Raw genomic sequence first — 11,392 nt, forward strand, 5'->3', positions numbered from 1 at the left:
GGAAGTTCACCACCACCGACCTGAACGACCTGCTGACCAAGCTCGACAACCACGAACCCCAGCACAATCCGATCCAGCCCCGAGCAGCCTGAATGCGACCCCCGACGAACTTACGGGCGCGACCACTAAGCGGCACGCCGATTCAAGCGTCGTGGACTTCGCACTCCGCGTCCGCTGCAAGCGAAGCTGAGATCGGCTCCAGCCCGGTCAGATGCCGCTGAGCGAGGTCGCGATAGGCCTGCGGATTGAGGTTGACCCACATCTGCGCAGCCGTTCCTTCCAGCGGCCCCTTCACCTTGGCCGGCGCTCCGACCGCCAGGACGCCGGCCGGAATCTGGGTGCCTGCCACCACCAGCGCCCCGGCCGCCACCATGCTGCGCGCGCCGATCACCGCGCCGTCCAGAACGGTGGCGTGGTTGGCAATTAACGCCTCTTGTCCCACGTGCACCCCATGGATGACGCACAGGTGTGCAACCGTCGCGCCGGGACCGATATCGACCGGGATACCCGGCGGCGCATGCAACACCGAGCCGTCCTGAACATTGGCTCCTTCGCGCACCACGACCGGCGCGTAGTCGCCCCGCAACACGGCGTTGTACCAAACCGACGCTCCCGCTTCGACGGTGACATCGCCGATCAGCGTCGCAGTGGGGGCTACAAACGCGGTGGGATCGACGCGCGGAGAGCGGCCCTCGAATGTGTATAGCGGCATCGTTTACATATACCGCACCATGCATATGCTGTGGCCAGGCGCGCCGCCGTTGCACTCACCGGCCTTAAAACTGTAACGTGTTCTAGTTAGTGGTCAGTGATGTGGAGGTGACAGCGTGAGTACCGGCACAAGTAGCGTCGGCGTCCGGGAGATCGATGCCGGAACCTTGCCGACCAGGTACGCGCGGGGCTGGCATTGCCTCGGTGTCGCCAAGGATTTCATGGACGGCAAGCCGCACGGGGTGGAAGCGTTCGGCACCAAGCTGGTGGTATTCGCCGACTCTAACGGCGACCTGAAGATCCTCGACAACTACTGCCGTCACATGGGCGGCGACCTGTCCGGGGGCACCATCAAGGGCGACGAGATCGCCTGCCCGTTCCACGACTGGCGCTGGGGCGGCGACGGCCGCTGCAAGCTGGTGCCATACGCCAAGCGCACCCCCAAAACCGCGCGCACCCGGTCCTGGGAGACCGACGTGCGCGGCGGCCTGCTGTTCGTCTGGCACGACCACGAAGGCAACCCGCCGGAGCCGGCCGTCAGGATCCCCGACATTCCCGAGGCCGCCAGCAACGAATGGACGGACTGGCGGTGGAACCGCATCCTCATCGAAGGGTCCAACTGCCGCGACATCATCGACAACGTCACCGACATGGCCCACTTCTTCTATATCCATTTCGGGTTGCCGACGTACTTCAAGAACGTCTTCGAGGGCCACATCGCCTCGCAGTATCTGCACAACGTGGGTCGCCCGGATGTGGAGGGTCTGGGAACCGCGTACGGCGAAGCCCACCTGGATTCCGAGGCGTCCTATTTTGGGCCGTCGTTCATGATCAACTGGCTGCACAATAGCTACAGCGGCTACAAGTCCGAGTCGATCCTGATCAATTGCCACTACCCGGTGACTCAGGACTCGTTCGTGTTGCAGTGGGGTGTGATCGTCGAAAAGCCCAAAGGCATGGATGAGAAGATGACCGACAAGCTGTCGCGGGTGTTCACCGAAGGCGTCAGCATGGGGTTCATGCAGGACGTCGAGATCTGGAAGCACAAAACCAGAATCGCGAACCCGCTGCTGGTCGAGGAAGACGGTGCGGTCTATCAGATGCGTCGCTGGTATGAGCAGTTTTATGTAGATGTGGCCGACGTCAAACCCGAAATGGTGGAGCGCTTCGAGATGGAGGTGGACACCACCCGGGCCAACGAGTTCTGGCGGGCCGAAGTCCAAAGAAACCTGGACGCAAGGAAACTCGCCGACGGCGTGCCCGCCGAGCAACACTGACTGTCATGAGCCCGCCCGACGATCAACCGGTTCCCGACGTCGATCGGCTGGCCCGTTCGATGCTGCTGCTGCGCGGTGGGCATCATGACCACCATGTGGCATCCGACGAACACGCTGGGCGTCGATCGTCTTCCAAGGCATGGGATTTCACCAACGACCCACAACGCGCCGCCGCGGTACGGGAAGCCAGCCGCGCCGATCGTGAACGTTATCTGACCGGCGGCCTACAGCCGGTGGATTGCCGATTCTGCCACGTCACCGTCACGGTCAAACGGCACGGGCCGGGCCATACGGCTGTGCAATGGAATACCGAGGCCGTGCAGCGCTGCGCGCATTTCGCCGAAGTGCGGGCGTCCGGCGGCGACACCGCACGCACCAAGGCCTGTCCGAAAATGACCGACAGCATCGACCACGCCATCGCCGAGGGCTATCTGACCGAAGAACAGCAGGACTGAACCTGCCGGCGGGCCGGCAGCGTTAGTCACATCCGCCACAGTCGCCCCTTGCCGGGAGGATGGTCGTTGTGCCCACCTATGCGCGACAACACGTCGTGGCCTGCCGCGCTGGCATCAAAGTCGCTGACAGGCGGGCATTTCTGATGAGTCAACGCGTACCGGCCCGCACACAGAGACTCCTGTGACAGTCGTGACCGATGCGACGTGCCGGCACCGGATCACAGCCCCGCGAACCGCTCCTTGACCGCTTCAGCCGTCAACCCATAGTCAGCCAGCGAGTACGTGTGCTTGGGCGCTCGCTCGCCGCTCTGGCTTTCGGCGTGAATCTTCGCCATGGCTTGTCGGGCCTCATTGGTCAGCGTCAACCCGAAGTGCCGGTAAATCGCGGCCACCGTGCCCAGCGGATCGGCAATCAGATCGCGGTAGTCTACGTCGTAGAACTGAGCCGGATCATACTGCGCCCGAGCGGTGTTGAACCGCTCCAGGCCGCGCGACCACGTGTCCATCGCGTCAGCGCCGATCTGCGCCCCGACGAACACCGTCGACCACCCCTCAGAGGTGTGCTGCGCCAACGAACACATCGACGCCATGATCGTCTCCACCGGCCGGTGAGTCTGTATCACCAGCGCGTCGGGATAGGTGGCCAGCAACGCATCGAGCGCGAACAGGTGGCTGGGATTCTTGAGCACCCAACGCTTTTCGGCATCGTTGAGCCCGATCAGCTGGAGGTTGCGGCGGTGCCGCCGATATGCCGGCGTCCAGTCCTGCTGCGACAGCCACGAAGCGTAGCCCGGCAGATGCGCCAGCGTCTCGTAGGAGACCGAATGCAGCGACTGCCGCAGCAGCTGCCAGCATTCCTCCAGTTCGTAGGCGGCCATGAAATGCAAGCCGGTATACCCGGGATTCTCCTTGTGGTGTCGGGTGAACTGGTCGTCGAGCTGGCGGTACAACGGGTTTGACTCCCAGGTGTCGCGGGGCGGGCGGGGCTGCGGGAACTCGGCCAGCCACATGTGCAGACCCTGATGGGCCGGGTCGGCGCCCAGTAGCCGATGCAGGGCGGTAGTGCCGGTGCGGACCAGCCCGGTCACGAAGATCGGCCGCTCGATGGCGACGCCGGCATACTGTGGGTACTGCTTCCACGCGGCTTCGGACAGTAGCCTGGCCACCAGCGCGCCCCGCAAAAAGAAGCGATTCATCTTGCTGCCCAACACCGTTAGCCCGGCCTCGTGCCGGTAGGAGTCCAACAGCACGCCCAAAGCCTCGAGATAGTTGTCCTCGTCGGAACCGAAATCGTCCAGCCCGGTCAACTTGGTGGCCGACGCATGCAGTTCCTCCACGGAGCCGACATCGGTGCGATCGCCCATCAGCTGTGGTACTCCCCGCAGTTGACGTCCAATGTCTGTCCGGTGATGCCGCTGGACAGGTCGCTGGCCAAGAAGAGAATCGCCGACGCCACCTCGTCCTCGGTCGGCAGTCGCTTGAGATCGGAGTGCGCCGCCGTGGCCTGGTATATCTGGTCCACCGTAATGCCGTACTTGCCGGCTTGGTGCTGGAAGTAACCTTTCAGGGTGTCGCCCCAGATGTAGCCGGGTGCAACGGAATTGACGCGAATACCCTTCGGCCCGAGTTCGGTGGCCAGTGAGTGCGACATCGCGAGCAACGCGGACTTGGCCATCTTGTAGGCCCCGTATTTGGGCTGGGAGTGCCGCAACACCATTGAGTTGACGTTGACGATGCACCCGTGGGTTTCGGCGAGCGCACGGGTGAAGCCCTGGGTCAGCCGCAGCGCACCGAGCGCGCTGAGCTCGATGGCGTCGCGGATGTGCTCGAAACTGGTTTCCGCCAACGGCTTCATCGACGGTACTCGGAACGCGTTGTTGATCAGCACGTCGATCTTGCCGTATGCCTCCAGGGTGGCGTCGACGAGGTTGTTGACTTGGTCGTCATCGGTGATGTCGGTGCGCACCGCAATGGCTTGCCGGCCGGTGTCCACAACCTGTTTGGCGACGTCGTCGAGGCGGTCGGCGCTGCGAGCGGCCAGTACCAGGTCGGCCCCTTCGCCCGCGCATCGGTGCGCCAGCGTGGTGCCGAGCCCCGGCCCGACACCACTGACGACGACGATCTTTCCCTCGAGCATCCCGGTCATCGTTACCCCAGCATCCTGGTCGCAATTTGCTGCTGGCGCAAGGCGATTCGCGCGCGCCAGGCTCCTTCGGAAATCTTGTTGTGTTCCAGATACGGCAACGCGGCCGGTATCGCGTCGAAGTCCACCAGCTCGACGGTCGGCCCGTCGGCCTGGGTGAGCTGCCGAGACACCCGCTGCCAACGGAACTGCAGGAAGCCGCGTCGATGGCCGAGCGTTTCGACCCAGTTGGTCACGCCGGGATTCTGGTCGGCGACCACAATGCGGACCTTGCCGTCCGGATCCGCCTGGGCCTGACCGTTGTTCAGCGAGGTCTGGTGGTTGATGTAGTCCAGCGAGATGTACCACATGCTGCCCAGCTGAAAACCCAGGTAGGGGGCATCGCTCACCGGCACGGTGATCACCAGCGCCTGATCGGGCCGCAGCTCGAAGTGACCGGCCGACGAGTATTGGGTAGCCAGGCCCCCCGGCGTCAGCCGGGGGGCCACCATGGTGTTGACCGGGATGTTGAGATAAAACCACTGAGGGAATTGCAGCCAGGTTTTCACCCGGCTCACCAGTTGCTTTCCCGCTGTCGCGTAACGTTTTTCGATGGTCTGGCGGCTCAGTGGCGGTGGCGCGGTGCCGGCGGTGTCCAGCCGGGAGACCGCTAATGTGCCGCGTTGTTGTGACCAGTCGCCGTACACCTCGCGGATCACCAGCTGCCCGGGACTGGTCGGGCGCAGCTGCCACCCGAAGGTGCCGTCCGGGGCGATGTCGAGTTCACGGTCGTCGAACGCAATCTGGCTGGCGGGCACGTTGTCGTCGGTGTATTCGCCGCCGAGCACCTGGAAGCTGAGGTCGGTGGTGGTTCCGCGCCGGCCGGTGACCACGTAGTCCCGGTCGGGCTGTACGCGGGTGCCGAAGTACAGGGTGTCGGGGTTGTCCAACCCCATTTTGGTGAATGGTCCGGTGCCCGACTGCAGAAACGGATGGTCACGTTCATAGTCGAAGGCCAGATGCATGCAGCCGGCGACGCAGCCGGCCAGGTACTGCAGTCCTTCCAGCAGGTCGGCTTCGGTTTCGATGTGCGGGGCGGCCGCCACCAGCTTCTCGGCTTCGGCGATCGCCTCGGTAAGGGGCGCGGAGAAGGGCGTTGCGGACACGACTTCGACGCTAGAACGTGTTCCTATTTTGAGTCAATGGCGAACATATCCGCGCGTTGTGGGGGCGCTCACGAACGAAGCCCGCTCACTTCCCGAGGTGCACTGGTTGGCCAGGGTGACCAGCGCCTGGCGTACGTCCGGGTGCCGGTTGAGGTAGTCGATCAATGATGTGCCGGACCCGTCCGCCCTGGCCTGGATCTGGGCCTTGATGTCGGGATGCTGGTCCAGGTAGTACTGGGCGGTTTCGGACGCCGTTTGTCCCACGGTGGTATTGCATGGCTGCGGGTCTGCGTTCGCCACCGGCATTGCGATCATTAGTGAGGCAGTGGCGCAGAGCAACCCGCCGGCCAGCACACCGCAAAATCCGCGGCGAAGGCGACGGTCGGTTCTGGAAATCGCGGTCATGCGATCGAGGTTAACCGCGACAGCCTTACCGGAACCCCACCGAAGTGGGCCCCGCAGGATGCAGCATTTCGATGCCGGGCGGACGTTAGTGTCCGAAGCCAGGCTGCACGTCGGCGTTGTTGAAGCCAACCGAAGTCCTGTCGCCCGTGTTGCAGAAGCCGACACTTCGCAACGTTGCATAATTCATGAGAGCCGTCCTTACCCGGCCTGACCCCGCCCAGAACCTAGAAGGCGGTAGAGCAGCCCTGGCGGATAATCTTGATTTCCGCCAAATTTCAGCGTTCGCGGCGATTAGTGCCCGAAGCCCGACTGGTCGGCGGTCTGGTTGAAACCACCCGACGTGCGTGTACCCGAGTTGAAGAAGCCGGTACTTACCAAGCCGGTGTTCCCGATACCGGCGTCTTCAGTTCCCCCGTTGGCAATGCCCGCCGAGGCGAATGAACCGGCGGCGTTCTGCAACCCCGAGACCGTGCCGCCCGCATTTTGGAAGCCCGAGCTGGAGTTGCCGGTGTTAAAGAAGCCCGAGCTTCCGGTGCCGGTGTTGCCGAAGCCCGAGTTCGGGCCGGCCGCGGTACCGACAAGTCCGACACCGGAATTGAGAACGCCGGCGTTGAAGAAGCCGGTGTTGATAACGCCCGAGTTCGCCCAGCCAGTGTTGATAACGCCCGAGTTGAAGTCGCCGGTATTGACGACGCCCGAGTTGAAGTTTCCGGTATTGACTACGCCCGAGTTGAAGCTGCCCGCATTTAAGGTGCCCGAGTTGCCGACCCCGAAATTGGCCAAACCACCATTTCCATAACCGGTGTTACCGCCGCCGGCGTTACCAAAGCCGGTGTTCAAGCCACCAGAATTCCCAAACCCGGTGTTATGGCCCGCCCCGAAAACACTCAACGCGGCACCCGAATTCCCGATGCCCACATTACTGCTGCTCGAGTTACCGATACCCACATTGTGGTCACCCGAATTGAAGAAGCCGATATTCCCGGTACCCGAGTTGAACAAACCAGTGTTCCCGCTCCCCGAATTCAGCCCAACAATGCCCACCTGATTGTTGCCGGTGAGCCCAATACCAAAGTTATTATTACCGGTATTACCGAAACCAATATTCCCACTACCGTTATTCCCGAAGCCCTGATTAAAGTTGCCCGTATTCCCGAATCCCTGATTGTTGCTGCCGCTGTTCCCGGCACCGACATTATTGCTGCCGGTGTTGCCGAAGCCGATGTTGGAGTTGCCGGTGTTACCGCTGCCGACATTGCTATTGCCGAGGTTCCCGTCGCCATAGTTTCCACTGCTCGGCACACCTAACCTGCCGTTGCCGCTGCCCCAGTTGCCACTCCCGATATTCCCGGCGCCGAAGTTGGAGTCGCCGCGGTTGCCGCTGCCCAGGTTCCCGCCACCGGTGTTCCCGCTGCCCAGGTTTTCGTTGCCGGTGTTGCCATTGCCCACGTTCAAATTGCCCCTGTTTCCACTACCCAGGTTGGAGGTGCCCAGGTTGCCAATCCCCAAGCCGGGCAGCGCCTGCAGCACCGCCCCCCACGGCGTCAACGCCGCCGCCGCCGCCGACGCCCCACCGTGATAGCCCACCATCGCGGTCACATCCGCCGCCCACATCTCCTCATACAAACCCTCAAGAGCCGCGATCACCGGCGCATTAAACCCCAACCAATTCGACAACACCAGCTGCACCAACGCCGTGCGATTGGCCGCCACCAGCACCGGATGCACCGTCGCCGCCCGCGCCGCCTCAAACGCGCTGGCCACCGCTTTAGCCTGCGCCGCCGCCCCGGCAGCCTGCGCCGCCGCCGCGCTCAAAAACCCCGCATACGGCGCCGCCGCCGCACTCATCGCCGCCGCCGCCGCCCCCTGCCACGCATTACCGGCCAACCCCGACGTCACCGACCCAAACGACGCCGCCGCCGACCCCAACTCCGAGGCCAACCCATCCCAGGCCACCGCCGCCCCCAATATCGGCGCCGAACCCGCCCCAGCGAACATCCGCAACGAATTAATCTCCGGCGGCAATGTCGCGTAGTTCATGAGAGCCCTTCCTTTCCGGTCTGGCCGTCCCATCCCACAACAAAGGGTAGGAAACGACCCGAGGACTATCTCGCTTTCGGCGAGATTGGACCCAATAAATTCCTACGTCACCGCGGCATAATTAACGGCATCGCTAATGTGTGACGACTTCGCCGCTTTCCTGCTCACGCTTTATTTCCAAAGCGATATCGATCAGCTGGTCTTCCTGCCCGCCGATCAGCTTGCGCTGACCTGCTCGGTACAGCAGCGCCGACGCCGGCACACCATAGCGCTCGGACTGACGGACGGCGTGCTTGAGGAAGCTCGAGTAGACCCCCGAATAGCCCATGATCAGCGCGTTGCGGTCCAGCAGACACTCGGCGGGCATGGCCGGGCGAACCACGTCTTCGGCGGCGTCGGCGATATCGAAGAAGTCGATGCCGGTTTTCACGCCGATCTTGTCGAACACCCCGATCAGCGCCTCGACCGGGGCGTTGCCCGCGCCGGCGCCGAAACGCCGCACGCTGCCGTCGATCTGCTTGGCGCCCGCGCGCACCGCCTCCACCGAGTTGGCCACCCCCAGGCCGAGGTTTTCGTGGCCGTGGAAACCCACCTGTGCGTCGTCGCCGAGCTCGGCGACCAGGGCCGACACTCGGTCGGCCACCCCGTCGAGCACCAGGGCCCCGGCCGAGTCGACGACGTAGACGCACTGGCAGCCGGCGTCGGCCATGATGCGGGCCTGGGCGGCCAGCTTCTCCGGCGAAATGGTGTGGGCCATCATCAGAAAACCGACGGTTTCCAGCCCCAACTCGCGCGCCAGCCCGAAATGCTGAACGGACACGTCGGCCTCGGTGCAATGAGTGGCGATTCGGCAAATCGACCCGCCATTGTCCTGTGCCTCTTTGATGTCGTCCTTGGTGCCCACCCCGGGCAACATCAAGAACGCGATCCGCGCCTCTTTGGCCGTCTCGGCCGCCAGCTTGATCAATTCCTGCTCGGGGGTTTTGGAAAAGCCGTAATTGAACGACGATCCGCCCAGCCCGTCCCCGTGGGTCACCTCGATCACCGGCACCCCGGCGGCATCCAGGGCCGCCACGATGGCGCCGACCTCCTCTTTGGTGAATTGGTGACGTTTGTGGTGCGACCCGTCGCGCAGCGACGTGTCCGTGATGCGGACATCCCAGATGCTGGTCATCGCGTGCCTCCCGTAACCGAAAGTGCCACATCTTTGCTTTTACGGGCGATCTCCTCGCCGACCTTGGTGGCCGCCGCGGTCATGATGTCGAGGTTGCCGGCGTACGGCGGCAGGTAGTCGCCGGCGCCCTCCACCTCGACGAACGTGGTGACCACCGCCTGGCCGCCCGAGTTGAGCGACGGCTCGTCGAACTGCGGCTCGTTGAGCAGCCGGTAGCCCGGCACATAGGTCTGTACCTCGGCCACCACGTCGTGGATGGACTTCGCGATCGCGTCCCGGTCGGCGTCCTCCGGGATGGCGCAGAAGATGGTGTCGCGCATGATCATCGGCGGATCGGCCGGATTCAGAATGATGATCGCCTTGCCGCGCGCGGCCCCGCCGATGGTCTCCACACCGCGTGAGGTGGTCTTGGTGAACTCGTCGATGTTGGCCCGGGTGCCCGGTCCCGCCGACACCGAAGCCACCGACGCCACAATTTCCGCATATGGCACCGTCACGACCCGCGACACCGCGTACACGATCGGGATGGTGGCCTGTCCCCCGCAGGTGATCATGTTGACGTTCGGGGCGTCCAGGTGCTCGCGCAGGTTGGCCGGCGGGATCACCGCGGGGCCCACCGCTGCCGGCGTCAGGTCGATGGCACGGATTCCGGCCTCGGCGTAGCGCGGTGCGGCCGCCTTGTGTACGTAGGCGCTGGTGGCCTCGAACACCAGGTCCGGTTTCTCCGACTGCGCCAGCAGCCAGTCGACCCCTTCGTGCGTGGTCTCCAGCCCCAGTTTGCGGGCGCGGGCCAGGCCCTCGCTCTCCGGGTCGATGCCCACCATCCAGCGCGGTTCCAGCCACTCCGATCGCAGCAGCTTGTAGAGCAGGTCGGTGCTGATGTTGCCCGACCCCACGATCGCCACGCTTGCCTTAGACGGCATGTTGCTCCTATCCCTATGGTCGCGACCCGCTGCGCCCGGCCTCGCCGGGCTTGCGATCGCTCCTCACCCTATGCTCGCGACCCGCTGCGCCCGGCCTTGCCGGGCTTGCGATCGCTCCTCACCCTATGCTCGCGACCCGCTGCGCCCGGCCTCGCCGGGCTTGCGATCGCTCCTCACCCTATGGTCGCGACCCGCTGCGCCCGGCCTCGCCGGGCTTGCGATCGCTCGTCACCCTATGGTCGCGACCCGCTGCGCCCGGCCTCGCCGGGCTTGCGATCGCTCGTCTACTCGAATGACAACCGGACCGAGCCCAGCCCGGCGAATTCGGCGACGAATTCGTCGCCGGCATGGGCGTCGATCGCGCGCGTGCACGATCCGGGCAACACGATGTCGCCTTGCCGCAACCGAACCCCGAAGCTGTCCACCTTGCGGGCCAGCCAGGCCACGGCGGTGACCGGATTGCCCAGTACCGCATCGCTTCGGCCCGCAGCGATCACCTCACCGTTGCGGATCAGCGTCGCGTCGATGGCCTTGACGTCGATATCGGCGGGCGACACCCGCGCCGCGCCCAGTACGAAGCCCGCCGACGACGCGTTGTCGGCAATCGTGTCGCACAGCGCGATCTTCCAGTCGGTGATCCTGGTGTCGATCAACTCGATCGCCGGCACCAGGGCCTCGGTCGCCGCCAGCACGTCGTCCTCGGTGCAGTCCGCGCCCGGCAGGTCCGCCGACAAGATGAAACCCACCTCGACCTCGACCCGCGGATACAAATATCTGGCCGCCTTGACCGGCGTGTCCTCGAACACCTGCATCTCGTCCAGCAGATGCCCGTAGTCGGGCTCGTCGACGCCCATCATCTGCTGCATGGCCTTGCTCGACAGCCCCACTTTGTGGCCCAGCACCCGGGCGCCCTCGGCGACCCGCTGGCGAATGTTGATCAGCTGGATCTCGTAGGCGTCGACCACGTCCATGTCGGGGTGGGCGGCGGTCAGCGGAGCGATCGGCTCACGGCTGCGCTCAGCTTGCGCCAAGTCGGCGGCCAGCTCGTCGCGGGTCGCAACAGTGAGCATTTACCGAAGTCCCCTCGTCTTGCCGACCTCATGGTGACCGGGTCAGTAG

The 11,392-nt window shown here is 64.3% G+C and carries 11 protein-coding genes; 2 read left to right on the forward strand and 9 right to left on the reverse strand.

What is annotated here, in order from left to right; translation table 11 throughout:
* Nucleotides 1-142 precede the first annotated feature (142 nt).
* On the reverse strand, nt 143-712 hold the full coding sequence (locus EET03_RS24440; RefSeq protein WP_075541886.1) for a gamma carbonic anhydrase family protein: 570 nt from the start codon (nt 710-712) through the stop codon (nt 143-145).
* Between the two features lie 115 nt (nt 713-827).
* On the opposite strand from EET03_RS24440, the gene EET03_RS24445 reads away from it, so the two are divergent.
* Entirely contained in the window at nt 828-1,988 is a 1,161-nt protein-coding gene (locus tag EET03_RS24445) for a 3-ketosteroid-9-alpha-monooxygenase, oxygenase component (protein WP_075541885.1), read from the forward strand.
* Nucleotides 1,989-1,993: 5 nt separating this feature from the next.
* Entirely contained in the window at nt 1,994-2,443 is a 450-nt protein-coding gene (locus tag EET03_RS24450; protein ID WP_075541884.1) for a hypothetical protein, read from the forward strand.
* A 218-nt stretch (nt 2,444-2,661) separates the two neighbouring features.
* Here EET03_RS24450 and EET03_RS24455 read toward each other — a convergent pair whose 3' ends face one another.
* The 8 genes from EET03_RS24455 to EET03_RS24495 all read right to left on the reverse strand — a co-directional run bounded on the left by EET03_RS24455 (nt 2,662) and on the right by EET03_RS24495 (nt 11,343).
* Nucleotides 2,662-3,807 (reverse strand): sulfotransferase family protein, encoded by a 1,146-nt coding sequence (locus tag EET03_RS24455; protein WP_075541883.1) that lies wholly within the window; start codon nt 3,805-3,807, stop codon nt 2,662-2,664.
* Nucleotides 3,807-4,589 carry an SDR family oxidoreductase gene (locus tag EET03_RS24460; RefSeq protein ID WP_075541882.1) on the reverse strand — a complete coding sequence of 261 codons (783 nt, stop codon included), beginning with the start codon at nt 4,587-4,589 and terminating at the stop codon, nt 3,807-3,809. The genes EET03_RS24455 and EET03_RS24460 overlap by 1 nt, the downstream gene beginning before the upstream one ends.
* A 2-nt stretch (nt 4,590-4,591) precedes the next feature.
* Nucleotides 4,592-5,731 (reverse strand): hypothetical protein, encoded by a 1,140-nt coding sequence (locus tag EET03_RS24465; RefSeq protein ID WP_075541881.1) that lies wholly within the window; start codon nt 5,729-5,731, stop codon nt 4,592-4,594.
* A gap of 33 nt (nt 5,732-5,764) precedes the next feature.
* On the reverse strand, nt 5,765-6,136 hold the full coding sequence (locus EET03_RS24470; RefSeq protein ID WP_075541880.1) for a hypothetical protein: 372 nt from the start codon (nt 6,134-6,136) through the stop codon (nt 5,765-5,767).
* 291 nt (nt 6,137-6,427) lie between these two features.
* Nucleotides 6,428-8,176, reverse strand: coding sequence for a PPE family protein (locus tag EET03_RS24475; protein WP_099193783.1), 1,749 nt, complete (start codon nt 8,174-8,176; stop codon nt 6,428-6,430).
* A 133-nt stretch (nt 8,177-8,309) separates the two neighbouring features.
* Entirely contained in the window at nt 8,310-9,350 is a 1,041-nt protein-coding gene (gene dmpG, locus EET03_RS24480; RefSeq protein ID WP_075544569.1) for a 4-hydroxy-2-oxovalerate aldolase, read from the reverse strand.
* The gene (locus tag EET03_RS24485; RefSeq protein ID WP_063471311.1) at nt 9,347-10,273 is read right to left on the reverse strand and encodes an acetaldehyde dehydrogenase (acetylating); all 927 of its coding nucleotides are present in this window, start codon (nt 10,271-10,273) and stop codon (nt 9,347-9,349) included. The genes dmpG and EET03_RS24485 overlap by 4 nt, the downstream gene beginning before the upstream one ends.
* 284 nt (nt 10,274-10,557) lie before the next feature.
* Nucleotides 10,558-11,343 (reverse strand): 2-keto-4-pentenoate hydratase, encoded by a 786-nt coding sequence (locus EET03_RS24495; protein WP_075544570.1) that lies wholly within the window; start codon nt 11,341-11,343, stop codon nt 10,558-10,560.
* Nucleotides 11,344-11,392 lie beyond the last annotated feature (49 nt).

Source organism: Mycobacterium innocens, from assembly GCF_900566055.1.
GTDB lineage: Bacteria > Actinomycetota > Actinomycetes > Mycobacteriales > Mycobacteriaceae > Mycobacterium > Mycobacterium innocens.

Coding starts and splice junctions, on each gene's coding strand:
- EET03_RS24440 (WP_075541886.1), bottom strand. CDS start 712: ATGCCGCTATACACATTCGAGGGCCGCTCTCCGCGCGTCGATCCCACC.
- EET03_RS24450 (WP_075541884.1), top strand. CDS start 1,994: ATGAGCCCGCCCGACGATCAACCGGTTCCCGACGTCGATCGGCTGGCC.
- EET03_RS24455 (WP_075541883.1), bottom strand. CDS start 3,807: ATGGGCGATCGCACCGATGTCGGCTCCGTGGAGGAACTGCATGCGTCG.
- EET03_RS24460 (WP_075541882.1), bottom strand. CDS start 4,589: ATGACCGGGATGCTCGAGGGAAAGATCGTCGTCGTCAGTGGTGTCGGG.
- EET03_RS24470 (WP_075541880.1), bottom strand. CDS start 6,136: ATGACCGCGATTTCCAGAACCGACCGTCGCCTTCGCCGCGGATTTTGC.
- EET03_RS24475 (WP_099193783.1), bottom strand. CDS start 8,176: ATGAACTACGCGACATTGCCGCCGGAGATTAATTCGTTGCGGATGTTC.
- dmpG (WP_075544569.1), bottom strand. CDS start 9,350: ATGACCAGCATCTGGGATGTCCGCATCACGGACACGTCGCTGCGCGAC.
- EET03_RS24485 (WP_063471311.1), bottom strand. CDS start 10,273: ATGCCGTCTAAGGCAAGCGTGGCGATCGTGGGGTCGGGCAACATCAGC.
- EET03_RS24495 (WP_075544570.1), bottom strand. CDS start 11,343: ATGCTCACTGTTGCGACCCGCGACGAGCTGGCCGCCGACTTGGCGCAA.